At 60.6% G+C, this 26132-nt stretch carries 24 protein-coding genes and 1 pseudogene; 4 read left to right on the forward strand and 21 right to left on the reverse strand.

Annotated elements, in window-relative coordinates; all coding sequences use genetic code 11:
• Positions 1–124: pseudogene (locus tag Q1J43_RS12755) on the forward strand (ISAs1 family transposase); the annotation flags it as partial.
• An 86-nt stretch (positions 125–210) separates the two neighbouring features.
• Positions 211–594: a Co2+/Mg2+ efflux protein ApaG gene (gene apaG / locus Q1J43_RS12760; RefSeq protein WP_301102877.1), complete on the forward strand. Its 384-nt coding sequence runs from the start codon at positions 211–213 to the stop codon at positions 592–594.
• Between the two features lie 7 nt (positions 595–601).
• Here the strand turns inward: apaG and Q1J43_RS12765 are convergent, their stop codons facing one another.
• The 4 genes from Q1J43_RS12765 to Q1J43_RS12780 form a co-directional block, all read right to left on the reverse strand.
• Positions 602–997, reverse strand: coding sequence for a hypothetical protein (locus Q1J43_RS12765; protein ID WP_301102878.1), 396 nt, complete (start codon positions 995–997; stop codon positions 602–604).
• A gap of 106 nt (positions 998–1103) precedes the next feature.
• Positions 1104–2342 (reverse strand): bifunctional glutamate N-acetyltransferase/amino-acid acetyltransferase ArgJ, encoded by a 1239-nt coding sequence (argJ, locus tag Q1J43_RS12770; protein WP_301102879.1) that lies wholly within the window; start codon positions 2340–2342, stop codon positions 1104–1106.
• Between the two features lie 127 nt (positions 2343–2469).
• Entirely contained in the window at positions 2470–5181 is a 2712-nt protein-coding gene (gene secA / locus Q1J43_RS12775; RefSeq protein WP_301102880.1) for a preprotein translocase subunit SecA, read from the reverse strand.
• 80 nt (positions 5182–5261) lie between these two features.
• Positions 5262–6269 (reverse strand): M23 family metallopeptidase, encoded by a 1008-nt coding sequence (locus Q1J43_RS12780; RefSeq protein WP_301102881.1) that lies wholly within the window; start codon positions 6267–6269, stop codon positions 5262–5264.
• A gap of 23 nt (positions 6270–6292) precedes the next feature.
• On the opposite strand from Q1J43_RS12780, the gene Q1J43_RS12785 reads away from it, so the two are divergent.
• Entirely contained in the window at positions 6293–6727 is a 435-nt protein-coding gene (locus tag Q1J43_RS12785) for a DciA family protein (RefSeq protein ID WP_301102882.1), read from the forward strand.
• Here Q1J43_RS12785 and Q1J43_RS12790 read toward each other — a convergent pair.
• From Q1J43_RS12790 to mraZ, 17 genes are all read right to left on the reverse strand, one after another.
• Positions 6714–6902 carry a hypothetical protein gene (locus tag Q1J43_RS12790; RefSeq protein ID WP_301102883.1) on the reverse strand — a complete coding sequence of 63 codons (189 nt, stop codon included), beginning with the start codon at positions 6900–6902 and terminating at the stop codon, positions 6714–6716. The genes Q1J43_RS12785 and Q1J43_RS12790 overlap by 14 nt on opposite strands.
• Before the next feature lie 9 nt (positions 6903–6911).
• Entirely contained in the window at positions 6912–7850 is a 939-nt protein-coding gene (lpxC, locus tag Q1J43_RS12795; RefSeq protein ID WP_301102884.1) for a UDP-3-O-acyl-N-acetylglucosamine deacetylase, read from the reverse strand.
• A gap of 214 nt (positions 7851–8064) precedes the next feature.
• Positions 8065–9243, reverse strand: a complete 1179-nt coding sequence (gene ftsZ / locus Q1J43_RS12800; protein ID WP_301102885.1) for a cell division protein FtsZ — start codon at positions 9241–9243, stop codon at positions 8065–8067.
• A gap of 36 nt (positions 9244–9279) precedes the next feature.
• Complete coding sequence (gene ftsA, locus Q1J43_RS12805; RefSeq protein WP_301102886.1) at positions 9280–10509, reverse strand: cell division protein FtsA; 1230 nt, start codon at positions 10507–10509, stop codon at positions 9280–9282.
• On the reverse strand, positions 10506–11270 hold the full coding sequence (locus Q1J43_RS12810) for a cell division protein FtsQ/DivIB (protein ID WP_301102887.1): 765 nt from the start codon (positions 11268–11270) through the stop codon (positions 10506–10508). Before Q1J43_RS12810 ends, ftsA begins: the two co-directional genes overlap by 4 nt.
• Before the next feature lie 3 nt (positions 11271–11273).
• Positions 11274–12191 (reverse strand): D-alanine--D-alanine ligase, encoded by a 918-nt coding sequence (locus Q1J43_RS12815; protein ID WP_301102888.1) that lies wholly within the window; start codon positions 12189–12191, stop codon positions 11274–11276.
• A gap of 128 nt (positions 12192–12319) precedes the next feature.
• Positions 12320–13708 (reverse strand): UDP-N-acetylmuramate--L-alanine ligase, encoded by a 1389-nt coding sequence (murC, locus tag Q1J43_RS12820; protein WP_301102889.1) that lies wholly within the window; start codon positions 13706–13708, stop codon positions 12320–12322.
• Positions 13705–14787: an undecaprenyldiphospho-muramoylpentapeptide beta-N-acetylglucosaminyltransferase gene (murG, locus tag Q1J43_RS12825; RefSeq protein WP_301102890.1), complete on the reverse strand. Its 1083-nt coding sequence runs from the start codon at positions 14785–14787 to the stop codon at positions 13705–13707. Before murG ends, murC begins: the two co-directional genes overlap by 4 nt.
• The gene (gene ftsW, locus Q1J43_RS12830) at positions 14784–15944 is read right to left on the reverse strand and encodes a putative lipid II flippase FtsW (protein WP_301102891.1); all 1161 of its coding nucleotides are present in this window, start codon (positions 15942–15944) and stop codon (positions 14784–14786) included. The genes murG and ftsW overlap by 4 nt, the downstream gene beginning before the upstream one ends.
• A complete protein-coding gene (murD, locus tag Q1J43_RS12835) occupies positions 15944–17311 on the reverse strand; it encodes a UDP-N-acetylmuramoyl-L-alanine--D-glutamate ligase (protein WP_301102892.1) in 1368 nt (455 codons plus the stop codon). The genes ftsW and murD overlap by 1 nt, the downstream gene beginning before the upstream one ends.
• 150 nt (positions 17312–17461) lie before the next feature.
• A complete protein-coding gene (gene mraY / locus Q1J43_RS12840; RefSeq protein ID WP_301102893.1) occupies positions 17462–18550 on the reverse strand; it encodes a phospho-N-acetylmuramoyl-pentapeptide-transferase in 1089 nt (362 codons plus the stop codon).
• A complete protein-coding gene (gene murF, locus Q1J43_RS12845) occupies positions 18541–19941 on the reverse strand; it encodes a UDP-N-acetylmuramoyl-tripeptide--D-alanyl-D-alanine ligase (RefSeq protein WP_301102900.1) in 1401 nt (466 codons plus the stop codon). Before murF ends, mraY begins: the two co-directional genes overlap by 10 nt.
• A complete protein-coding gene (locus tag Q1J43_RS12850) occupies positions 19941–21437 on the reverse strand; it encodes a UDP-N-acetylmuramoyl-L-alanyl-D-glutamate--2,6-diaminopimelate ligase (protein ID WP_301102894.1) in 1497 nt (498 codons plus the stop codon). The genes murF and Q1J43_RS12850 overlap by 1 nt, the downstream gene beginning before the upstream one ends.
• Positions 21434–23203 (reverse strand): penicillin-binding protein 2, encoded by a 1770-nt coding sequence (locus tag Q1J43_RS12855; protein WP_301102895.1) that lies wholly within the window; start codon positions 23201–23203, stop codon positions 21434–21436. The genes Q1J43_RS12850 and Q1J43_RS12855 overlap by 4 nt, the downstream gene beginning before the upstream one ends.
• Entirely contained in the window at positions 23200–23502 is a 303-nt protein-coding gene (gene ftsL, locus Q1J43_RS12860; RefSeq protein ID WP_301102896.1) for a cell division protein FtsL, read from the reverse strand. Before ftsL ends, Q1J43_RS12855 begins: the two co-directional genes overlap by 4 nt.
• 1 nt (position 23503) lies before the next feature.
• Positions 23504–24466, reverse strand: a complete 963-nt coding sequence (gene rsmH / locus Q1J43_RS12865) for a 16S rRNA (cytosine(1402)-N(4))-methyltransferase RsmH (RefSeq protein ID WP_301102897.1) — start codon at positions 24464–24466, stop codon at positions 23504–23506.
• A complete protein-coding gene (gene mraZ / locus Q1J43_RS12870) occupies positions 24463–24909 on the reverse strand; it encodes a division/cell wall cluster transcriptional repressor MraZ (protein WP_301102898.1) in 447 nt (148 codons plus the stop codon). The genes rsmH and mraZ overlap by 4 nt, the downstream gene beginning before the upstream one ends.
• A gap of 478 nt (positions 24910–25387) precedes the next feature.
• On the opposite strand from mraZ, the gene Q1J43_RS12875 reads away from it, so the two are divergent.
• Entirely contained in the window at positions 25388–26101 is a 714-nt protein-coding gene (locus tag Q1J43_RS12875; protein WP_301102899.1) for a hypothetical protein, read from the forward strand.
• The last annotated feature ends 31 nt before the right edge of the window (positions 26102–26132 follow it).

Genomic DNA, 26132 nt, shown 5'->3' on the forward strand with positions numbered 1-26132 from the left:
CCTCGTCCTCAATCTTTTCCGCCTCGACACCTCCAAGAAAAAAGGGGGTGTCTATACTCGTCGCATTCTCGCCGCTTCTTCCGATGCTTATCGCGCCAGTCTCCTCGGGTTAAAGGGAATTTGATGCAATTGCCCTGTGCTCGCTGCCGCGCTTGCCTCGCGCGCCGCTTTGGTGTGCAATGCCCCACTCTCCAACCCATCAAGACTGCCATGGCTGAAAGCAAGAAATACCAGATTGAGGCACGCGCCGTTCCACAGTTCATTGCCGACCAATCCGATCCGGCCAACGAGCGTTACGTTTTCGCTTATACCATCCGTTTCGAGAATGTTGGTACCGTGCCGGCGCAACTGATTTCACGCCACTGGGTGATCACCGATGGCAAGGCGCGGGTCCAGGAGGTGCGCGGCCTTGGTGTTGTTGGTCAGCAGCCCTTGCTCAAGCCGGGCGAGACCTTTGAATACACCAGCGGCTGCCAGATTGACACACCGGTCGGCACCATGCGCGGCAGCTTCCAGATGACGGCCGAGGACGGAACGCAGTTCGAGGCGGTGACCGGCGAATTTACGCTGTCGATCCCGCGCGTGCTGCATTGATCATTTTTTACTGAGTTCTTGAGCGTTCGCGGAATATTGCAAGCGCCCGCTCCAGAGCAGTCTGTGCCATCCCTTTTGACAGGCAATCGAGTTGCTGACGGTTGGCTTCGTCGTGGGTCTTGAAGTAGTGAACACCCTTCGGGATGAAGCTCGTATTGCCGGTCGGCAAACAGTGGAGTGCGTCGTTGAAGCGCGCGCCTTCGGCCAGCAGGCTTGCCGAAGCCGAGAAACTGATGGGGCGTTCTTTGCGCTTACCGATGATGCGCATGGCGAGGGGCCTTATAAAGCTGCGCACAGCCGCGCCGTCGCTTCGGCGATGGCCGATGTCGCGCCGATGATCAGGATCTTTTGCATAGGGTTTCTCCGGAAACTGGTAGTCAGACAACGAGAAAGTGCGAACCACCAAGTCACCAAGACACCAAGATTCACCAAGAAAAACCGAGTTTATTTCTTGTTCTCTTGGTGAGTCTTGGTGTCTTGGTGGTGAAGCCTTTATCCATCCTCTAGACCTAGCTGCGATAGTCGGCGTTGATCTTCACGTAATCATACGAGAAATCGCAGCTATAGACGGTGCCGCTGGCCTGGCCGCGCCCGAGATCGACGCGGATGGTGATTTCCGCGGCCTGCATGATGTGTGCGCCGGCTTCTTCGCGGTAGGACGCGGCGCGCGCGCCTTGTTCGGCGACCAGCACTTCCTCGCCGGTGCTGCCTAGCCAGACGCGAACGTTGTCGACATCGAGCGCGTCTATGTCGGCGTAGCCGATGGCGGCGAGGATGCGCCCGAGGTTCGGGTCGGAGGCGAAGAAGGCGGTCTTGACCAAAGGCGAGTGGCCGATGGCGTAGCCGACCCGTTTGCATTCTTCGCGATTTCGGCCGCCATTGACGGCGATGGTGATGAACTTGGTCGCGCCTTCGCCGTCGCGGACGATGGCTTGCGCGAGTTCGAGCGCCAGGCCGGTGAGCGCTTCGCGCAGCGCGGCGTAGCCGGGCGCGGCGGCATCGGAAAATTGCGCGCCAGACTGGCCGGTGGCGATCACGATGAAGGAGTCGTTGGTCGAGGTGTCGCCATCGACGGTGATGCAGTTGAATGATGCGTCGGCGACTTCACGCACCAGTTGGCGCAGCAGCGGCTCGGCGATGCCGGCGTCGGTGGCGACAAAGCCTAGCATGGTCGCCATATTGGGCTTGATCATCCCGGCGCCCTTGCTGATGCCGGTGATGGTGACCGTCCTGCCGTTGATTTGAATGCGTCGCGAAGCGGCCTTGGCCACCGTGTCGGTGGTCATGATGCCGTGCGCCGCGGCGTGCCAGTGATTGGCCGCAAGATCGGCCGCACAGCGCGGCAGGCCGGCAATCAGACGGTCTACGGGCAGGGGTTCGAGGATGACGCCGGTTGAGAAGGGCAGCACCTGATTTGCAGCGACGCCGAATAGCTCGCCGATTGCAACGCAGGTTTTCTGCGCTGCCTGTAGGCCAGATTCGCCCGTCCCGGCGTTGGCGATTCCGGTGTTGATGACCAGCGCACGAATCTCGCTGCCAGAATCGAGATGGCTGCGGCACAGGTGCACCGGCGCCGCGCAGAAACGGTTTTGCGTAAACACGCCGGCTACCGTGCATCCGGGGTCGAGTGCCAGGAGCGTCAGGTCGCGCCGGTCAAGCTTGCGGATGCCGGCTTCGGCAAGGCCCAGACGGATACCGGCGACTGGGAACAGGGCTTCGGGGGGAGGGGGGGTGAAGTTTACGGGCATTTATTTAACCTCTTTCAACGCAGAGAGCGCAGAGACGCAGAGGGCGCAGAGAAAAACAAAGAAAAAGACAAAGAAAACTCTGCGTTCTCTGCGCCTCTGCGCTCTCTGCGTTGAAGGCGCTTAGTCCTTAACTCAACTTTCCATGGCAGTGCTTGTATTTCTTGCCCGAACCGCAAGGGCAGGGGTCGTTGCGGCCGACTTTTGGTCCGCTGTGGATCGGTTGCACCTTGAACGGGTCATTGTCGTCGCTTGGGTCTACGGCGTCTTCGTAGTCGGCGTGGTGGTAGCGGACGTTCTGCACCTCGGCGTGCGGGGCGGTCTCTTCGACGTCTTCGGCGCGCACCTGAACGGTCATCAGCAGCCGGTTGACCTCGACGCGCACGCTGTCGAGCAGCGCTTCGAACAGTTCGAAGGCTTCGCGCTTGTATTCCTGCTTCGGGTTCTTCTGCGCGTAGCCGCGCAGGTGGATGCCCTGGCGCAGGTGATCGAGTGCCGCCAGATGTTCGCGCCAGTGGGTATCGAGGCTTTGCAGCATGACGTTGCGCTCGAACTGGTGGAAGCCTCCAACGCCCACCTGCTCGACCTTGGCCAGGTAGACGGCGTCGGCGTGCTCGATGATGCGCCGGAGCATTGCCTCGTCGCCAAGGGTCGGCTCATTCTTGAACCACTCGACAATGGGCAGCGGCAAGTGCAGCTCGGATGCCAGTTCCTTTTCCAGCGCCGGCAATTCCCATTGCTCTTCGACACTGTCGACCGGCACATGGCGCCTGAAGGTGTCGTACAACACGCTCTGACGCATGGCGGTGATGGTCTCGGAAATGTCGTCGGTTTCGAGCAGTTCGTTGCGCTGGGCGTAGATCACCTTGCGCTGGTCGTTCGACACGTCGTCGTATTCGAGCAGTTGCTTGCGGATATCGAAGTTGCGGCTTTCCACCTTGCGCTGCGCCGATTCGAGCGAGCGCGACACCAGCGGGTGCTCGATGGCTTCGCCTTCGGGCATTTTCAGGCGTTCCATGATCGATTTGAGGCGCTCGCCGGCGAAAATCCGCAGCAGCGCATCGTCGAGCGCGAGATAGAAGCGCGACGAACCGGGGTCGCCCTGACGGCCGGAACGGCCGCGCAACTGGTTGTCGATCCGGCGCGATTCATGACGCTCGGAACCAATGATGTGCAGACCGCCTGCGGCCACTACCTGGTCGTGCAATTTCTGCCACTCGGCGCGCAGCGCGGCGGTGCGCGCCTCCTTGCCGGCTGCGTCAATCGTCTCGTCGTCGCGGATCTGCGCGATTTGCTTTTCGATGCTGCCGCCGAGAACGATGTCGGTCCCACGGCCGGCCATATTGGTGGCGATGGTGATCATTCCCGGACGCCCGGCCTGGATCACGATCTCGGCTTCGCGTGCGTGCTGCTTGGCGTTGAGCACCTGGTGCGGCAGCTTTTCGCTGTCGAGCAGGGTGGACAGCAGCTCGGAGTTTTCGATCGACGTGGTGCCGACCAGCACCGGCTGCGCACGGGCGCGGCAGGCGCGGATGTCGGCGATGATGGCCTCGTGTTTTTCCTTGGCCGTGCGGAAGATCTGGTCGTTATGGTCGACCCGGATCATCGGCACATTGGTCGGGATGACCACCGTTTCAAGGCCGTAGATCTGCTGGAACTCGTAGGCTTCAGTATCGGCCGTGCCGGTCATTCCGGCGAGCTTGCCGTACATGCGGAAATAGTTCTGGAAGGTGATCGAGGCCAGCGTCTGGTTCTCGTTCTGGATCGTCACGCCTTCCTTGGCTTCGACCGCCTGGTGCAGCCCATCGGACCAGCGGCGGCCGGACATCAGGCGTCCGGTGAACTCGTCGACGATGATCACCTCGCCGTTCTGCACCACGTACTGCTGATCCTTGAGAAACAGGGTATGTGCGCGCAGTGCGGCGTAGAGGTGGTGAATCAGCAAAATGTTGGCGGCATCGTACAGGCTGCCACCGGCGGGCAGCAAGCCGACGCGGGCGAGAATCTCTTCGGCATGCTCGTGGCCGGCCTCGCTCATCAGAACCTGATGGCCCTTTTCGTCGACCCAGTAATCCCCCGGACCGTCTTCTTCCAGGCAGCGCTCAAGCATTGGCGCCACCTGATTCATGCGCACGTAAAGCTCGGTATGGTCTTCGGCCTGGCCGGAGATGATCAACGGCGTGCGCGCTTCGTCGATCAGGATCGAATCGACCTCGTCGACAATGGCATAACTTAGCTTGCGCTGCACGCGCTCGGCGCAGGTGTAGACCATGTTGTCGCGCAGGTAATCAAAACCGAATTCGTTGTTGGTACCATAGGTGATATCCGCCGCATACGCCGCCTGCTTGGCATCGTGCTCCATCTGCGACAGGTTGACGCCGACCGAAAGCCCGAGAAAACGGTGTAGGCGTCCCATCCACTCGGCGTCGCGACTGGCCAGATAATCGTTGACCGTAATGATATGCACGCCATTGCCGGACAGCGCGTTGAGGTAGGCCGGCAGTGTGGCGACCAGCGTCTTGCCCTCGCCGGTACGCATTTCGGAAATCTTGCCGTCATGCAGCACCATGCCGCCAACCAGTTGGACGTCAAAGTGACGCATGCCGAGTGCGCGCTTGCCAGCTTCGCGAACCACTGCAAAGGCTTCGGGCAACAGGGCATCGAGCGTTTCTCCGTTGGCCACCCGCGCCTTGAACTGCCCTGTCTTGCCGCGCAGTTCATCGTCGGAAAGCGCGCTAATTCCCGTTTCCAGCGCGTTGATCTGTCGGACAACTACGGAATACTGCTTGATCAGCCGATCATTACGGCTGCCGAAAATCTTCTTGAGTAGGCCGGAAATCATTGTGTTGAGTGTTTGCGCGCGTAAAAGGAAGGGATTCTATCACGCGCTGGCAGCGTGTCGGGCACGCTGTTGTGCGCGACCTAGCGGGGTTTGAAGGTCGCTGCGGCCCGCGCAGAACCTGCTGGCGCGACAGTCTTGACGGCTGGAACAAGCGGCTTCGCCGCTGCTGGGGAATTCAATGCGATTTGCGTACCCTGCTGCAGAAAACGTGCCGGATTTTGCGCGACGCCCTTGAAACGCACTTCGAAATGCAGGTGCGGGCCCGTCGTGCGTCCAGTATTGCCACTGGCGCCGATGGCCTGACCGCGCTTGACAATCTGACCGGGCTTGATGGTGATTTTTGAAAGATGGGCATAGCGCGAGGAAAAATCGTTGCCGTGATCAATTTCGATCAGGTTTCCATATTGTGGATGATATTCAGCGGCGAGCACGACGCCGCCAGCCGAGGCAATGACTGGCGTGCCCGGGTCGGCGACAAAATCGATCCCCTCGTGCATGGCGCTGACACCGGCAATCGGATCAAGACGGTGACCAAAGGTCGAGCCGATACGATCCGAGATGATCGGAATGATGGTTGGCAACAGGGTGGTTTTGATGCGCCGCTCCATGAGTTGCGATTCCAGCGCGGTCAAGGCATCGCTACGCTGCTCGACAATTTCGGCCAGCCGATCAATCTCGCGCTGCAACTCGCTGGCCGCGAGCGGTTGTGACGTTTGAATCAGCGGGCCTCCCTGCCCGTCCTTGCCCTTCGCCTCGTGTTTCGGGGCATTGATGCCAGAGAGTTTTGATATACGTTCGCCTAGCGAATCAAGACGAATCAACTGCGCCTGCATCTCACCGAGTTTGACAGCCATCGAGGAAATATTGTCGCGGACATACTCTTCGGTCTTGCGGTTGTGTACCCGCTGCACCGCCGCCACAAGCTCGGTGGCAAACGGCAGATTGAAACGGACACCGATCCAGGAAAACAGGAAAGACATGACAAAGGACAGAACAATGAAGCCGGACACGATCGCCAGCCCCAGCCGGGGCGTGAGATTCAGTGTTCTGGCGGTTGCCAGACGGTCGGGGACAAGAATAATATGCACGTCACCTCTCCTTGAAGTTCCAGATGAAAAATTCCCTCGAACACTATCTCGAAGCGACCGATGGCGCCGGCAAGGTATTGGCACACGCAAGACTGCTTATAAAACTGACGCGCCTCTACCAGGAGATCGCGCCGGCACATCTTAACCAGGCCAGCAGCCTGGCCAATTACAAGTCAGGAATTATCGTCATTCATGCCGTCAGTGGCGCGGTTGCTGCCAAGCTGCGCCAACTGGCGCCGACCTTGGCCGACGGTTTCTCTCAACGCGGCGTGGAGTGTAACGGTGTTCAGATCAAAGTGCAAGCCCGTAAAACAGTCACACAATCAATGGCTTCCACGCAAAAACCATTGACATCCAGAGCCAGCCGAACGCTTGAAAGCCTGCGCGACTCGCTGCCAGCCTCGCCCCTGCGCGCGGCGCTGGAGACCTTGCTAATGCGCGCGGCTAAAACGGAATGACGGCAACCCGCTCAAGAATCAGCAGTGAAAAAACCAGCAACGCGACGATCAATGCGTAGCGGAAAAGTCGCCAGGACAACTGCAAATACTTGGCATTTCTGGTCAGCAGGTAGCACACCACACCGCCAGCGACGGCAATAAGCGTCAGTACGGCGAGTAAGCGGAGCAGCCACACGGCGCGCAGCTACTGCAGGGCCGGCAGTGCCAGCCAGTTGGCGACGGCCTGCGGCGCCTGATCGCTGAAGGTCACGTACTCCCAGGCATCCGGATTAGCCAGCAATTCACGCGCCAGCGCATTGTTTAACGCATGACCCGACTTGTGCGCCGTGAATGAAGCAAGCAGCGGGGAGCCGAGCAGATAGAGGTCGCCAATCGCGTCGAGCACCTTGTGCTTGACGAATTCGTCGCTGTAACGCAAGCCATCGGCGTTGAGCACGCGGTACTCGTCGAGCACCACGGCGTTGTCCAGGCCGCCGCCCTGGGCCAGACCGCTTTCGCGCAGCCACTCGACCTCCTGCATGAAGCCAAACGTGCGCGCGCGCGCCACCTCGCGGACATAGGAGTTTTCAGCAAAATCGATTGCCACTTCCTGCCCGGTACGGTCGATGGCCGGATGGTTGAAAACAATTGAGAAGCTCAGCTTGAATCCGTCGTGAGGCTCGAAACGTGCCCACTTGTCGCCCGCTCGATCGGTTTCGCGAACCTCGATCAGGCGCTTGACGCGGATGAACTTCTTGGCCACGGGCTGCTTTTCGATGCCGGCCGACTGGATCAGAAAAACGAAAGGCGACGCCGAGCCGTCAAGAATCGGCACTTCCGCCGCATCCAGATCGACAAAGGCGTTATCGATGCCAAGACCGGCAAAAGCCGACATCAGGTGCTCGATGGTGCCGACCCGAACCTTGCCCTGCGGGCCATCGCATTCCAGGCACGAACACAGGCGCGTGTCACCGACCAGCAAGGCCGACGCTGGCAGATCGACCACCGGATCAAGATCGACACGGCGAAAGACGATACCCGTATTTGGTGCCGCCGGACGCAGCGCCATTCTGACCTTGACGCCAGAATGCAGACCAACGCCGGTGGCGCGAATCAAGGATTTGAGGGTGCGTTGCTTAAGCATGTGATTGATAAAAATAGGAACCGGCGGATTGTAACACGGGGCGCCGAGCCTCTTTACGGAGACGAAACTACAGCACTTTGAAGGGCTAAGCTCTTTCAACGCAGAGTACGCAGAGGCGCAGAGAACGCAGAGAAAATCTAAAGATTAACAAGACTCTGTCTTTCTCTGCGCTCTCTGCGTCTCTGCGATCTCTGCGTTGAAAGCGTTTAAGCCCTTAATCCGCCTGTTTCCGCAAAAACGCCGGGATATCGTAGCGATCGACACCGCTGTTGGCCAGTGCCTCAACCGTCGAGCTGCGGCCCTTGCGCACCACCGCTGGCACATCGAGATGGCTGTAATCGATGCTGCCCTGCGCCGTCGAATGCGCGAAGCCGTCGGTGCCAGTGGCTTTCATCACCGGGGTATTGATCACTTCGAAGGTTTGCCGTTTGCCCTGCGCCTGACCCAGACCCGTGGCGACCACGGTGACGCGGATTTCCTCGCCCATGGTTTCGTCGTAAACCGCGCCGAAGATGATGTGTGCGTCCTCGGCAGCGAATTCGCGGACGGTACTCATCACTTCGTTTACTTCCTTCATTTTCAGGCCGCGCGTCGAGGTAATGTTGACCAGCACGCCCTTGGCGCCGGAGAGATTGATGCCTTCGAGCAGCGGCGAGGCCACCGCCTGTTCGGCGGCGATGCGCGCGCGATCAACGCCGGACGCATTGGCCGAGCCCATCATGGCCATGCCCATTTCGCCCATGACCGTGCGCACGTCTTCGAAGTCGACGTTGACCAGGCCCGGGAAATTGATGATCTCGGCAATACCGCCGACGGCGTTGCGCAGCACATTGTCGGCGGCCTTGAAGGCATCATCCATCGAGACCTCGTCACCGAGCACATCCATCAACTTGTCGTTGAGAATGACAATCAGCGAATCGACATTTTTCTGCAATTCGGCAATACCTTCTTCGGCCACCTTCAGCCGCTTGCCCTCGAATCCGAAGGGCTTGGTCACTACGGCCACCGTCAGAATGCCGAGTTCACGCGCCACTTCGGCGACAATCGGACCAGCGCCAGTCCCGGTCCCGCCACCCATGCCGGCGGTGATGAAGACCATGTGCGCGCCCTTGAGCGCCTCGGCAATCTGTTCGCGCTCCTCGACCGCCGCGCTGCGTCCGGCCTCCGGTCTGGCGCCGGCGCCCAGACCCGACTTGCCCAGACGAATCTTTTTGTGTGCGACACTGCGCTTGAGGGCTTGTGCATCGGTATTGGCGGCAACGAACTCGACGCCCATCACGCCTTCGCGAATCATGTGATCGACGGCGTTACCACCGGCGCCGCCGACGCCGATCACCTTGATCACCGTACCCCAATCGCCACTGACGTCTTCCTTCTCGATAATTTCAAACATAACGCTCTCCTCGGCTAAAAAACTGTTAAAAAATGGTTAAAAATTCTTTTCAAGCCACGACTTCATCCGCCCGAACACCTGCTTCACATCTCGTGTTTCACGCACCTTCAGGCCGCGCTTCCTTTGCGTCTGCGCTTCAAGCAGCAGACCGCAGGCCGTAGCAAAACGCGGGTGTTGCACCACATCGGCAAGCGCGCCGTGATACTTCGGTATGCCCAGACGTACCGGCATGTGGAAAACCTCTTCGCCAAGCTCGATCATTCCCTGCATCACTGACGAGCCGCCGGTCAGCACGATTCCGGACGACAGCACTTCCTCGAAACCGGAACGGCGCAGTTCAGCCTGGATCAGTTCGAACAGTTCCTCGACCCGCGGCTGGATGACATCGGCCAGCGCGCGCCGCGATAGCTTGCGCGAGGGACGATCATCAACGCCGGCGACATCGAGCACCTCCTCCGGATCGGCCAACTCCGAAAGCGCGCAGCCGAACTTGCACTTGATGTCTTCCGCTTCGCGCGTCGGGGTGCGCAGCGCCATGGCGATATCGTTGGTGATCTGGTCGCCGGCAATCGGAATGACCGAGGTGTGACGAATGGCGCCCTGCGTCCAGATCGCCAGATCCGTCGTGCCGCCGCCGATGTCGATCAGACAGATTCCCAGATCCTTCTCGTCCTCGGACAGTACGGCGTAGCTCGACGCCAGCGGTTGCAGCACCAGATCATTGACTTCCAGACCGCAACGGCGCACACATTTGACAATGTTCTGCGCGGCAGAAACAGCTCCGGTCACGATGTGCACCTTGACTTCCAGGCGGAAGCCGCTCATCCCGATCGGCTCGCGGATACCGTCCTGATCATCGATGATGAATTCCTGCGTCAGGATGTGCAGAATTTCCTGATCGGCCGGGATCGGCATAGCGCGCGCCGTTTCGACGACGCGCTCGACGTCCATCGGCGTGACTTCCTTGTCCTTGATCGCCACCATGCCGTTCGAATTAAAGCTTTTGATGTGGCTGCCGGCGATCCCGGTATAGACATCCTTGACCTTGCAGTCGGCCATCAACTCGACTTCCTGCAGGACGCGCGAAATGGTCGCCACGGTATCCTCGATATTGACGACGACCCCCTTCTTCAGGCCCTTGGAATCCTGCGAGCCCATGCCGATGATATTCAGACGCCCTTCTGGGCTGATTTCGGCAACCAGTGCGACGATCTTTGACGTCCCGATATCGAGCCCGACGATTATTTCCTTGCTGTCCCTGCTCATGGCTTCCCTTTATTTCCAATTGCCGGCGTTGCGGCTGGTGCATTGACGCGCAACGCAAAACCATTCGGATAGCGCATATCGACTACAGATGGCCGTTGCCCGGCAGCGCTCAGCACGCTCGGGTAATACTCGACAAAACGTTCCAGTCGTTCGCGCACTGGCGCCTTGGCCTGCTGCCGCCCCAACTCGATGACCATCCCGTCGTCTAGCCGCAACTGCACGGCCAGGCGCGGCGAAACATAGAGTGCGCGCGGCACTCGTCCGAGCGGCTTGAGTATTTCCTCGGCCTGCTGGTAATGGCTCAGCATTTCCGGCGCCATGCCGGTCGGTCCCTGCAGCAGAGGCATCGTTCCCGGTGGCGGGATGCTCATCGCCGCGACAAACACCTCGCCGTAAGAGTTCACCAATTGCCCCGTGGACTGCCCCCAGAAAGCCACCGGCAGATGCTCCTCGATGCCCACTTCGATGCGTGACGGCCACTGACGCCGCACCTCGGCCCGCCGCACCCAGGGCAATTGCTCGATCGACAAACGCAAGGCATCCAGATTGATGCTGAAGAAATTGCCGCGCAGGCGGCCGGCGAGCGAACGTTCCAGTTCGCCGCGCCGCACTTCCCGCAGCTCGTTGGTGACCACCACTTCGCGCAGCGGAAAAAGGGGCAGGCGCGCGCCCCACACCAACGCCGCCACAAGCAATGCGGCCGCCGCTGCCACGAACAGCAGGTCGGAAACGGCGGTCATCAGTTGTGGTTTGTTCCACATCAATCATCCCAGCGTAGCCAGCGCCAGAACGCGCATCACCAATTGTTCGTACGAAATGCCGGCGACACGTGCGGCCATTGGCACCAGCGAGTGGTCGGTCATCCCCGGCGAAGTATTTACTTCGAGAAAGTAGGCCTGACCCTGCTCGTCCATCAGAAAATCGACCCGCCCCCAGCCTCGACAACCGAGCACGCTAAATGCTTCGAGCGCCTGCGCGCGCAGTTCGAGTTCACGCGACTCGGACAAGCCACAAGGGCAACGATAGGCCGTGTCATCGCGCAGATACTTCGCTTCATAGTCGTAGAATTCGGTGGCTGGTTCGATCTTGATGATCGGCAGGGCCTGCATGCTGTCGCCGGCGCCAAGAATGGCAACGGTATACTCACCGCCGACGATGCCACGCTCGGCGAGCACCAGCGAATCGTGCCTGGCGGCCTCCCGATAGGCCGTGCACAACTGCCCGGTCTCCTTGACCTTTGAAATCCCGATTGACGATCCCTCGCAGTCCGGCTTGACAAAGATCGGCAGCCCCAGTTGCTGCTCGGCCGCTGCAAAATCACTGCGCGCATCGAGCATCACAAACTCAGGGATAGGCAGACCAACCGCGCGCCACAACAGCTTGGTGCGCCACTTGTCCATGCCCAAGGCGGAGGCCATCACGCCGCTGCCGGTATAAGGAATGCGCATCAGTTCAAGCGCCCCCTGGATCGTTCCATCCTCGCCATAACGGCCATGCAGGGCGATGAAGGCGCGATCAAAAGCCGCCAGCTCATCGAGTTTGCGCTCGGCCGGATCAAAGGCATGAGCATCAACGCCCTGCCGCCGCAAAGCCGCCAGCACGCGCCCACCACTGTTAAGCGACACCTCGCGTTCGGCCGACTTGCCACCGAGAAGAACCGCCACTTTTCCGAAATCAGTCATTGTTAAACCCTTTAACCTCTTTTAACGCAGAGATCGCAGAGGCGCAGAGAACGCAGAGATTTTTGAATGCTTTTCTCTGCGCCCTCTGCGCCTCTGCGATCTCTGCGTTGAAAGAGGTTCTGTTCATCTCAAATCTGCACCAGCTTGCCCGGAACGCCGCCGATTGAGCCGGCGCCCATGGTGATCACTACGTCGCCATCGTGCACGACATCCAGAATGGCTTGCGGCAGGTCGGCGATGTTCTCGACAAAAACCGGTTCGATCTTGCCCGCAACACGCAGCGCTCGCGCCAGCGCGCGGCCGTCGGCGGCGACAATCGGTGGCTCGCCGGCGGCATACACTTCGGCCAGTACCAGCGCATCAACAGCGTTGAGGACGCTGACGAAATCTTCAAAACAGTCGCGCGTTCGGGTATAGCGGTGTGGCTGGAAGGCCAGCATCAGGCGCCGCCCCGGAAAGGCGCCGCGCGCTGCGGCAATCGTCGCCTTCATTTCAGCCGGATGGTGACCGTAGTCATCGACCAGCGTGAAGTGTCCACCAGCGGCAATCGGCACCTCGCCGTAGCGCTGGAAGCGGCGGCCAACGCCCTTGAATTCGGCCAGCGCCTTGATGATGGCGGCATCGTCAACGCCGACCTCGGTGGCCACGGCAATTGCCGCCAGCGCATTTTGCACATTGTGTATTCCGGGCAGGTTGAGCGTCACCGGCAAGTGACTGATGCTGCCGTTGACGCGAACGCAGTCAAACCGCATCTGACCATTGCTGGCCATCACGTTCTCGGCACGCACATTGGCTCCGGCATCAAGGCCGTAGGTGACGATCTGTTTGGCGACCTGCGGCATGATTTCACGCAAATTGGCATCCTCGGCGCAGAGCACGGCCACCCCGTAAAATGGCAAACGTTGCAGGAAATCGACAAAGGCCTGCTTGAGGCGGCCGAAGTCGTGGCCGTAGGTTTCCATATGATCGGCGTCGATATTCGTCACGATCGAGATGACCGGCGACAGAAACAGGAAAGAGGCATCCGATTCGTCAGCTTCGACCACAATGAAATCGCCGGCGCCAAGGCGTGCATTGGCGCCGGCCGCGTTAAGCCGACCGCCGATAACGAAGGTTGGGTCCATGCCGCCTTCGGCCAGGATCGATGCCACCAGACTGGTCGTCGTGGTCTTGCCATGCGTACCGGCTATCGCAATCCCCTGCTTTAGACGCATCAGTTCGGCCAGCATCTGTGCGCGCGGCACGACCGGCACATTGCGGCTACGCGCGGCGACGACTTCCGGGTTATCGGCCTTGACCGCCGTTGACACCACTACCGCGTCAGCGCCGGCAATATTGTCTTCGCCGTGACCGACCATGGTGCGCACGCCGATGTTTGCCAGGCGCCGGGTTGTCGCACTGTCCGCCAGATCGGAGCCGCTGATGCCGAAACCGAGATTGGCAAGCACTTCGGCAATACCGCTCATTCCCGAACCGCCAATGCCAACGAAATGAATGTTTTTGACTTTGTGTTTCATTGTCCGCCGACCTTGCATAATTCTTCACATAGCGCAGCGACTTCGGCCGCGGCTTCGGGCTTGGCCAGTGAGCGCGCCCGCTCGGCCATCTGAAACAGCTGTCCACGCGTGTAATTGCGGATCAGGCTGACCGATTCAGGTGTCATTTCGTTTTGCGGAAGCAAAATCGCACCGCCTGCATTGGCGAGAAATTTTGCATTGGCCGTCTGATGATCATCAACGGCGTTTGGATAAGGCACCAGGATGCTTGCCACCCCGACGGCGGCCAGTTCGGCAACCGTTAGCGCACCGGCCCGGCAGAGCACCAGATCGGCCCATGCGTAGGCCCCCGCCATATCCTCAATGAAGGGCACGCAATCGGCCCGCACCCCGGCCGCCTGATAATTGTTCCGCAACTGCTCCAGATGTTTTTCACCGGACTGATGCACCACCTGCGGCCGCTCTTTCTCGGGCAGCAGTCCCAGTCCCTTGGGCACCATCTCATTGATTGCGGCCGCCCCCAGGCTGCCGCCAAGAACCAGCAGGCGCAGCGGCGATTGATCGTCATCGACGCGCCCGGCAAAACGCACGGCTGGTTCCGGCAACTGCGCTATTTCGGGGCGCACGGGATTGCCGAGCCAGACGCTTGCGGGCAAAACCTCCGGGAAACCGCAGGCGACGCGCGTCGCAATTTTAGCCAGTACGCGGTTGGCCAGGCCGGCGACCGAATTTTGTTCGTGGATCAGCAACGGGCAGCCAAGCAACACCGCCATCAGCCCACCCGGGAAGCTGATATAACCGCCCATGCCCAGCACCACATCCGGCCTGATGCGGCGAATCTCCTGCCAGGCCTGCCGACAGGCCGAGAGCAAGGCAATGGGGAGCAGCGCCTTGCGCAGCAGGCCCTTGCCGCGCAAGGCAGCGAAGCGGACCTGGGCCATCGGGTAACCGCGCGCCGGAACCAGCCTGGCCTCCATGCCGTCGGGATTGCCCATCCAGACGACATTCCAGCCACGGCTCCTGAGCAGATCGGCGACAGCCAGGCCGGGAAAGACGTGACCGCCGGTGCCGCCGGCCATTATGAGTAGTGTTCTGCTCATAATTTTCCACCTCGCATGAGCTGCCTATTCTCCCAATCGACTCTAAGCAGGATGGCCAAGGCGACGCAGTTGGCGAGGATTCCCGAGCCGCCGAAGCTCATCAGCGGCAGGGTCAGTCCCTTGGTTGGCAACAAGCCCATGTTCACGCCCATGTTGATGAAGCTCTGAATGCCGATCCAGATGCCGATCCCCTGGGCCACCAGGGCCGGATACAGGCGGTCAAGCGCGACAGCCTGACGGCCGATGACGAAGGCACGCTGAATGAGCAGACCAAACAGGACGATGATCACGACAACGCCGGTAAAGCCCAGCTCCTCGGCAATCACCGCCAACAGAAAATCGGTATGCGCTTCGGGCAGGTAAAACAGTTTCTCGACGCTGGCGCCCAGGCCGACGCCGAGCAACTCGCCGCGGCCGAAGGCGATCAGCGCATGCGAAAGCTGATAGCCGCGACCAAAGGCATCCGACCACGGGTCCATGAAGCCGAAGATGCGGTCACGGCGATAGGGGGAAACGATGATCAGCACGGCAAAGGCGCCAACGAGCACGACAATCAGGATGGCAAACAAGCGGGCGCGCATGCCACCCAGAAAAAGAATGCCGATGGCGATTGAGATGATCACCACGAAAGCGCCGAAATCCGGCTCCTTGAGCAGGAAAATGCCGACCGCCACCATCGCTCCAGCCATTGGCAGGAAAGCTTTTTTCAGTTCGTGCATGTGCGCCATCTTGCGCACCGTGTAATCGGCGGCGTAGAGCACGGCAAAAAGCTTCATCAGTTCCGACGGTTGCAGATTGGCAACGCCGAGCGACAACCAGCGGCGCGCGCCATTGACGTCGCGACCAACCCCCGGCACCAACACCAACGCAAGCAAAACGAAGCCGGCGACGAACAGCCAGGGCGCCAGATTCTGCCAGGTCGATAGCGGCACCTGGAAGGCACAGGCGGCGACCAGCAGTCCGATGCAGAGGAATACGGCGTGGCGAACAAGGAAATAGGCCGGGTGATTACCGGTAAAACGGCCTGCTTCGGCAATGGCAATCGATGCCGAATAGACCATCACCATGCCGACCAGCAGCAGAATCAAGCTGCTCCACAGGAGTGTCAAATCGACTTCCGCAGGCATACGGCGGGGCGTGTCAAAAGCGGGCACCATCAGGCAGCCTCGCTTTGCAGGGTGCGCACGAGATCGATGAACATGTCGGCGCGATGCAGGTAATTGCGGAACATGTCGTAACTGGCGCAGGCCGGCGACAGCAGCACCGCGTCGCCATTTTTGGCCTCTCCAGCGCACCAACGCACCGCTTCGGAGAGATCGGCACAACGCCGCAGGGGAGCGCCACAGCCCTCGATGGCCGCAGCGATCAGGCCGGCGTCACGCCCGATCAGGGCCACCGCCCGGGCATGTTTGGTCAGCGCCGGCTTAAGCGGAGTGAAATCCTGTTCCTTGCCTTCGCCGCCGAGAATGATCGCTACTTGGCAACCCATCCCCTGAACCGCCGCCAGCGTCGCGCCAACATTGGTCCCTTTGGAGTCGTCGTAATAGGCAACGCCATTGATTTTTGCGACCAGTTCAACGCGATGGGCCAAGCCTTTGAAGGATGCCAAGGCCGGCAGCACGGCGCGCGGCGCAATGCCAACCGCTTCGCACAGTGCCAGAGCGGCCATGGCATTGGCGGCGTTGTGCCGACCCGGAAGTTGCAGTTCGGTGAGGGCGATCAACTTTTCCTCGCCGCGCATCAGGGCGCCGTCGGCCAGGCCGTAGTCGACCGGGCGCGGCGCCGGGCCAAGCCCGAAGCTGACCAGAGTGCGCCCGCAGTGGCCTGAAGCCAGGCTGCGATCATCGTCACGGTTGAGCACCATCACCCCGTGCCCCTTGAAAATACGAGCCTTGGTTGCAGCGTAATCATCCATGCCGGTGTAGCGATCGAGGTGATCTTCACTGACATTGAGCACCGTCGCTGCATCGGCGTGCAGCGAATGGGTCGTTTCAAGCTGAAAACTGGAAAGTTCGAGCACCCAGATTTCCGGCAGCGCATCGCCATCGATTGCCGCCATCAGCGCATCGAGTGCGGCCGGACCGATATTTCCGGCGACCACTGCGCGGCGTCCGGCGGCCAGGCACAAGGCGCCGGTGAGTGCAGTCGTCGTCGTCTTGCCGTTGCTGCCGGTGATGGCAATGATTTTCGCCTGTGGCGTAAGTGCTCGCACTCCCCAGGCGAAAAGTTCGATTTCGGAAACCAGCGGCACACCGCGCGCGACGGCAGTCTGCACCTGCGCTTCCTGCACCGCGACGCCAGGCGAAATGGCGATCAATTCGATCCCGGCAAAGGTTTGTGCAGCGAACGGCCCGGCAATCAGTTCGGCCTGCGGCACCGCGGCGCGCAAGGCCTCCGCGTTGGGCGGCGATACACGGCTGTCGGCAACGCGCACGCTGGCGCCCTGGCGGACCAGCCATTTCGCCATGGCCAGCCCGGACTCGCCGAGACCGATGACCAGAACCTGTTTGCCTTGGAGATTCATTCTGGGAAACTCAGTTTTACACCGCAAAGACGCAAAGGACGCAAAGAGCCGCAAAGAAAATCAAGAACGAGCGATGAGGAGCGGAAATCCCTTGTTCCTTTGCGAACTTCGCGCTCTTGGCGCCTTTGCGGTGAGGCTTTTGGGTCCATGTCAGCGGATCTTCAGTGTCGAGAGGCCGATCAGCACCAGCATGATGGTGATGATCCAGAAACGGACGACAACCTGCGTCTCTTTCCAACCGGAAAGTTCGTAGTGGTGATGCAGTGGCGCCATGCGCAAAATGCGCTTGCCGCCTGAGAATTTGAAGTAGAGAACCTGCGCCGCCACCGACAGGGTTTCGGCAACGAAAACGCCACCCATGATGGCCAGAACAATTTCCTGGCGCACGATCACGGCGACCGTACCGAGCGCCGCGCCAAGCGCCAGCGCGCCAACGTCGCCCATGAACACTTCCGCCGGGTAAGCGTTGAACCACAGGAAACCGAGCCCGGCGCCGACCATCGCGCCAAGAAAAATGGCCAACTCGCCAGCGCCCGGAATATAGGGAATGAACAAATATTTCGAGAAGACCGCACTGCCGGCAACGTAGGCAAAGATGGCCAGGGCGCCAGCGATCATCACCGTCGGCATGATAGCCAACCCATCCAGGCCATCGGTCAGGTTCACCGCATTACTGGTGCCCACAATCACCAGGTAGGTCAGCGTAACGAATCCGATCACACCGAGCGGGTAGGTCACGGTTTTGAAGAAGGGGACGATCAGTTCGCTTTGCGCCGGAAGCGTGGCTGACATTGCCAGAAAAATCGCTACCGCCAGCCCGAGCACCGATTGCCAGAAATACTTCCAGCGGCTGGCCAGCCCCTGCGGGTCGCGATAAACGACTTTTTTCCAGTCGTCATACCAGCCGATGGCGCCAAAGCCGAGGGTAACGATCAGCACCACCCACACGTAGCGGTTGCCAAGGTCACCCCACAGCAGGGTAGTGGCGGCGATGGCAATCAGGATCAAGGCGCCGCCCATGGTCGGCGTACCGGATTTGACGAGGTGCGTCTGTGGGCCGTCCTGACGAACGGCCTGCCCTATTTTCTTGGCGGCCAGCCAGCGGATGACGCGCGGGCCGGCGAGGAATGAAATGATCAGCGCCGTCATCGCGGCCAGTACGGTGCGCAGCGTGATATAGCCAAATACATTGAAGCCGCGGATGTCCTGCCCCAGCCATTGCGCCAGCATCAGCAGCATGGTTTATCCCCTTCTGTCTGCGCCGTGGTGGCTGCCACCGCTTCTGCCACTGCGTCTGCCACCCTCTCCATGCGCATGAAGCGCGAGCCCTTGATAAGTACCGTCGTCCCTGGCGTCAACGCGCTGGAGAGCGCCGCGATCAGCGTTTCGATTTTTTTGAAGTGCTGGCCGCCCGCGCCGAAGTTGTGTGCGGCCAGCGCGCTCGATTCACCAAAGGCCAGCAGCCGGTCAACACCCTGGCTTTTGGCATAGCCGCCAATCTCGTCGTGGAATTGGCCGGTCATGTCGCCGATCTCGCCCATATCGCCGAGAACAAGAATTTTCTTGCCGATGGTCGCCGCCAGCACATCAATGCCGGCGCGTACCGAATCCGGATTGGCGTTATAGCTGTCGTCGAGCAGGACGGCGCCATGCAGGCCGGGGCGCTGCTGCAGGCGGCCCTTGACCCCGCGAAATGCAGCAAGGCCGGCACGTACCGCCGCTGGCGAAATTCCGGCGGCCACCGTCGTCGCCGCCGCCGCCAGGGCATTGCGGGCATTGTGTGCGCCAGGCATGGTCAACGCGACTTCGATCTCTTCGCCCAGCAACGTAAAATTCAGATGGTTTTCCAGACCGTGCGCCTGATAGCTTCCGGTAACCTGCGCCGCCCGGGTGAAGGAGAAATTCAGTATCCGGCGGCCGGCGCTCTGCGCTCGCCATAGATCAGCCCACTGATCGTCGGCGTTGAAAACCGCGACGCCGGACGCGCCAAGCTCGGCAAAGATGCTGCCTTTTTCACTGGCAATCGCCTCCAGTGATCCCATTCCAGCCAGGTGCGCGCGTTGGGCGTTGGTTACCAGCGCCACCGTCGGCCGGGCGATGCGGGCGAGGTAGGCAATTTCCCCCGGGTGATTCGTTCCCATCTCGATGATTGCCGCCCGGTGACCGGCATTGAGCCTGAGCAGTGTCATCGGCAGGCCGATGTCGTTGTTGAAATTGCCCACTGTCGCCAGTACCGCATCGCCAAAGGCCGCGTGCAAGATGCTGGCAATCATTTCCTTGGTCGTCGTCTTGCCGTTGCTGCCGGTCACGGCAATCAAAGGCAGCGTAAAACGCGAGCGCCAGTCGGCCGCCAGCGCACCGAGCGCCAGCCGGGTATCGGCGACCACCAGCAGCGGCAGTCCGATTCCCTGCAAAGACTCAAGCATATCGGCCGCCACCACGGCGGCGACGGCTCCACCTTGTTTCGCCGCAGCAACGAATCCATGGCCGTCAAAAATTTCACCGCGCAGGGCGATAAAAAGATCCCCGGCAAGCACGGCACGGCTGTCGGTCGACACCCTGGCAAAGCGTGTGTTTTCTCCGACCAGCGTTCCAGCCATGGCCTTTGCCGCAGTGAGAAGATCCATCATCATGCCTGGCGCACCTGCCGGCGGGCGGCAAGCGCCGAGTGCGCCTCGGCCACATCCGAGAATGGGCGGCGAACGCCGGCAATTTCCTGGTAGGGCTCGTGGCCTTTACCGGCAAGCAGAATAACGTCCGCCGGATGCGCCGCCAGAATGGTTTGGTAGATGGCCTGCGCGCGATCGACGATCAATTGGGCGTCCGGCGCCGCGTTGCGAATTTCTTCAAGAATCGACGCTGGCATCTCGCTGCGCGGGTTGTCGCTGGTCAGCACGACACAATCGGCCAGCCGTGCCGCGATCTCGCCCATCAACGGGCGCTTGCCGCGATCGCGGTCGCCACCACAGCCAAAAATGGCGACCAGGCTGGCGCCACGCGCCGTAGCTACAGCGCGCAAGGCATGCAAGGCGCTTTCCAGCGCATCCGGCGTATGCGCATAATCGATCACGATCAAGGGCTCATTATGGCCGCCGACCTTTTCCAGCCGGCCCGGCGGCGATGGCAGCTTGGCGAAACGCTCGGCAAGCTCAGCCGGCGTCAACCCGGCATCGATCAACACTGCGGCTACCGCCAGCAAATTCGACACGTTGTAGCGACCCAACAAGCTGGTCTCGACTAGCGCCCGGCCATTTGGCGCACACAGGCAAAAACGCAGGCCGTCAATGGTTTCCTCGACTGCCTCGGCACGGATTACCCCTTGCTGATCACTGGGCTGATCGCTTTGCGTATACCCGACTACCTTGCTTGCCGTGCTGCGCGCGGCCAACTGCCGACCGAAAGGATCATCAAGATTGATCACCGCCAGGCGCAGGCGCGGCCAGGTAAACAGCCTTTCCTTGGCGAGCGCATAGTTTTCCATCGTGCCGTGGTAGTCGAGATGGTCGCGCGTCAGGTTGGTAAACACCGCCACATCTACCCGCGCACCGTCTAGCCGCCCTTCTGCAATGCCGATCGAACTCGCTTCCAGGGCGCAGGCTTGCACTTCATCGGCGGCAAATTCGGCCAGGTAGCGTGTCAGCGTCGTCGCTTCAGGCGTCGTCAAACCGGTCTGCGCCAACTGCTCGGGGAAACCAGCGCCGAGCGTACCGATAATCGCGCAGGCGCGCGGATAGGTGCGGGCTAGCCACTGGCTGATGGTCGTTTTGCCGTTGGTGCCGGTGATGGCGATCAACGATAGGCGCTCACTGGGCTGGCCAAACAAGATATGGGCCAAGGGCCCGCACAACTGGCGCAAGCCGCTGGCCGGCAGATTGGCGATGCGCCAGTTTTCGTCCCAGACAAAATCGCCGCCCGTTTCCCAGAGCACGGCACAGGCGCCGCGGGCCATGGCGTCGTCAATATGGCGGCGGCCATCGGACAGACCGCCAGGGTATGCAATGAACAAGTCGCCGTTACGGACCTGACGGCTGTCGTCCGCCACGCCGCGCGGTTGCACGCCGAGTGCAGCCAATTGCCGGAGGATCGCTGTCGCCGGAGCGGGTGGCGTACTTGTCGCCCGACTCACAGCTTCTCCTTGATAGCGGGCGACTGCGCCACCTGCATTCCAGGGGCGCTGCCTTCGGGGCGAATCACCAAATCCTGAGCAATGCCGAGCGTGCGCAGCGCACCGCTCATGACACTGGCAAACACCGGTCCGGCGACGTCGCCACCATAATGCTGGGCGCCGCCCGGCTCGTCGATCATGACCGCGACAATCAGGCGCGGATCGGACGCCGGGGCAAAACCGACAAAGGAGGCGACATATTTTTTGGCGTATTGACCGCCTTCCAGCTTATACGCAGTACCGGTCTTGCCGGCGACGCGGTAGCCCGGGATTTGTGCTTTCGGTGCGGTGCCGCCGGGCTGCACGGCCATTTCGAGCATGGCGCGCACCTCGCGCGCCGTCTGCTGACTGAATACTGGCGAGCTACCGAGCGGGATGGTGTCGGCTTTGGTCAGCGTCAGCGGGATCATGTCGCCTTCGCGCGCGAAAACGGTGTAGGCACGCGCCAGTTGCATCAGCGATACTGAAATGCCATGGCCGTAGGACATTGTTGCCTGTTCAATCGGACGCCACGTCTTCCAGGGGCGCAGGCGGCCGCCGACTTCACCCGGAAAGCCAAGACGCGATATCTGGCCGAAACCGACGGCGTCGAACATGTCCCACATTTGCTGCGGACTCATCATGCCGGCGATTTTGGCGGCGCCGACGTTCGATGATTTCTGGATGATCTGGGCGACGGTCAATGCACCGTGCGGATGGGCGTCGGAAATCGTTGCGCTGCCGATCGTGAAGCGCCCGGGTGCGCAGTTGATGATCGTATCGAAGCGCACTTTGCCGCTTTCCAGCGCCTGCGCAACGGTAAAAGGCTTGAGCGTCGAACCCGGCTCGAAGGTATCGGTCACCGCCCGGTTACGCAATTGCGCACCCGACAGGTGCTCACGATTGTTCGGGTTGTAGGTCGGCCAGTTGGCCAAGGCGAGAATTTCGCCGGTCTTGGCGTCAATCACCACGGCGCCGCCGGCCTTGGCCTGGTAATCGGTCACCGCCTGCTTCAATTGGCTGTAAGCAAGGTACTGGATCTTGGCGTCGAGCGACAAACGGATGTCCTTGCCGTCCTGCGGTGGCTTGATTGAACCGACGTCTTCGACGATCTGGCCGCGCCGGTCCTTGATCACGCTGCGGCTGCCCGCATGGCCCAGCAACTGGGTCTGATACGCCAGTTCAACGCCTTCCAGCCCTTTGTCGTCGACGCCGGTAAAACCGACGATATGGGCGGTCATCTCGCCGCTCGGATAGTAGCGGCGGTATTCCTTGTCCTGGCCGATGCCGGGCAGTTTCAGCGCCGCCACCTGGTCACCGACTTCGGGCGGCAACTGGCGTTGCAGGAAAACGAAGGACTTGTTACTCGCCAGCTTGCGCGACAACTCCTTGACCCCCATCTCCAGCAAGCCGGCCAGTTGTTTGGTTTGTTGCGGCGTAAGACGGGCGTCGGCAGGTATCGCCCAGACCGATTTCATCGGCGTCGAGATGGCCAGCACGTCGCCATGACGGTCGGCGATGCGGCCGCGTGAGGCGGAGATTTCGAGATCACGCCGGTAGCGCGATTCACCCTTCTCCTGCAGGAAATCGTTATTGAGCACCTGCAAATAAAACGAACGGCCGATGAGCACTGCAAAACAGGACAGAATCAACAGCGCCATCAGGCGTGAGCGCCAGGCCGGCAGACGTAGCTTCAGCACCGGACTTTCGGCGAATTTATGCCCACGCGCGCCCTTGAAACTCATCATTGCGACGCCCCCCCGTCGGATTTTCCGGTCGGGGCAGTACTTCCTGCGGGGCGCACCCCAAGGGTACTTCCTGCGGGGCGCATCCTGAGCTTTTCACGGGCGATCTTGTCGATGCGCGGCGAGGTCGCCCAGGTCGACAGCTCCAGTTGCAACTGGTCGTATTCAATGTCGAGCTGTTTGGCCCGCTCCTGTTCGCTCTCCATCGCCTGAAAGAGCTTGCGCGCCGTATGCTGCGAGGTTACCACGCTAAGCGCACAGAGCACGACGGCTAACAACAGAAGCATATTGAGGCGGGCCATCCTAGACCGACCCCGGGATCAGCGTTGCTGCGGTTTTTTCGGCTACGCGCAGGACGGCGCTACGCGCCCGGGGATTGGTCGCAAGCTCGGGCGCAGCCGCCTTGACCGGCTTGCCAATCAAGCGCAGCTTGGCTTTCGGCAGATCGACGGAACGCAGTGGAAGGTTCTTCGGCAAGGTATCCGGCGACGCCTGATCACGCATGAAGCGCTTGACGATGCGATCTTCGAGCGAATGAAAGCTGATCACCGCTAGCCGTCCACCGCACCTTAACAATGCCATCGCCTGGGGCAAAACTAGCGCCAACTGTTCGAGCTCTTGATTGACGTAAATCCGTAAAGCCTGAAAGGTACGCGTCGCCGGATCCTGGCCGGGCTCGCGGGTCCGCACGGCTTCGCGTACGAGCGCGGCGAGTTCGCCTGTGGTTGCAACAGGCCGCTCGCTCCGAGCAGCCACAATCTTCTTTGCAATCTGGAAAGCAAACCGTTCTTCGCCATAATTCCTGATGACCTCCGTGATTTCTTTTATTCCGGCAAGCGCCAGAAACGATGCAGCCGTCTCGCCCTGCGTGCTATCCATGCGCATGTCGAGCGGTGCGTCAAAGCGAAAGCTGAAGCCCCGCCCCCCCTCATCAAGCTGCGGCGACGACACTCCAATATCCAGGAGCACCCCATCGACAGCGTCAATTCCTGCCTGCCGCGCGGCCACGGCCAATTCGCCGAAATTACCGTGCACCACAGTTAGCCGTTGATCGTTGATGGACCGTGCCGCCGCCACGGCCTGCGGGTCGCGATCGAGCGCGAGCAGCCGGCCGTCGGGGCCAAGTCGGTCGAGAATCGCGCGGCTATGCCCGCCACGGCCAAACGTGCCATCGACATAGATACCGGAGGGTTTGACCTGCAAGGCATCGACCGCCTCCTGCAACAACACCGTCTGGTGCAGCAAGCCGGCACACGCAGCGCTCACAGCGCCAGATCCTCAAGACCCGGCGGCAACAACTGGTCGCCCATGGCGAAGAAGACTTCCTGCTGCTTCTGCCAACCCGAATCCGACCAGATCTCGAAATGGCTGCCCTGACCAACCAGCCACACCTGCTTTTCAAACTGGGCGAACTGGCGCAGCTCGGGCGCAACCAGCAGGCGACCGGCCGAATCCATGGTTTCTTCGCGGGCGTTACCAACCAGCAGACGCTTGATGGCCGCTGCTTGCAGATTCAGACTGGACGCGGCCAGAACCTTGTCGCGAATGGGCTCCCAGGCCGAGGCGGGATAAAGGAGTAAGCAACGATGGGGATGAGCAGTCAGCACCAGTTGGCCGGCGGACGCTGCCACGAGCGCTTCCCGGTGACGCGCCGGAATGGCAAGCCGACCTTTGGCGTCGAGACTTAGCGCCGCTGCACCCTGAAACATCAAAACCACCCTCCCCAGCCAAGCCGACCAATAATCCCCAATTCCCCACTTTTTACCACTAGGCCCCACTTTAAGGCAAAGAATTTGGCAAAGCAAGGGGTTTTTTCAAATTTCCCCAATGACTACAATGACTTATAAAACATTCCTGAGAAAATTTATTGAAATATTATCCTTAAAAAACAATACTAAGAAAAAGTAACTTAAAGTGATTTATCACTAACGGGCGGCGGGTCGCAGAAGATACGATCACCGGTTTCCCGATTCAAGCCGCTGAAACTGACGCATCCTGTTTGTGGCGCTATGTGTCATCTAGAAAATAAATTCCTTACACTTGCAGAGGGCGATAATGTTTACTTGGCAGGAAACCTTGCGCAGCATCCCCGGTTTTTTCCAAATACGCGCTTTGGATCATGGCCGCATTGTTTCGGATGGCAATTAAAATGCTTGTATTACAGCTACATAAACAGCAGCAGAGGAAATGTATGGACAGCAGTCAACAGCGCTGGACGGAGCGGGTGCGCTGATGCCGCGCCGCATCCTGAAACTCGTTGCCAGCCGCTTGTCGCTGCCCTCCAGGCCGGCGTCGCCAGCCTATGCATTCACCATTGAAGACCTGGCCTGGGCCATGGGCAGCTTGTGCGCCCTGAACCGCAAGCCTTTCGATCCCGAACTGCTAATCCGCGAATTTCCACCGCCCTATAGCGCCGACTCGCTGATCCATGCGGCTCGCGCCCTCGGTTTCCGCATCAAACGCAAGGAATGCAGTGCCGAAACGCTGGGCACCCTCAATCTTCCCTGCCTGGTCGTATTGCGCGACGACGCGCACACGCCAGCAACGGATGCCGTCAGCGGAGCGCTTGACCACGCGGTTGCGAACCCTGCCTCGTCCTGGACGATTCCATTGCCGCAGAAGTCCAGGCCAGCCATCATCATCCAGGCCGATGCCGACAAGATCGTTCTCTTCACCGCCGGCACCAGCGTGCAGCAAACACTCGTGCGCGCCGATTTCGCCGCGCGTTACGCCGGCACGGCCTTCCAGTTGGCGCTGGCGACGAGCATCCTGAAGGACCCGGACGGCGCCGCCTCCGAGCAGACAGGCTTCGGGTTTTCCTGGTTCATACCGGAACTCCTGAAGCTTAGCGCGGCCGCTGGCCGCAACCAAAAGGTGCCGCTCCCGACGCCGGCGGATTGAATTTTCGAGGACAATATCCTCAACCTCACGA

It is taken from the genome of Propionivibrio sp., from assembly GCF_029255185.1.
In the GTDB taxonomy this organism is placed as follows: domain Bacteria; phylum Pseudomonadota; class Gammaproteobacteria; order Burkholderiales; family Rhodocyclaceae; genus Propionivibrio.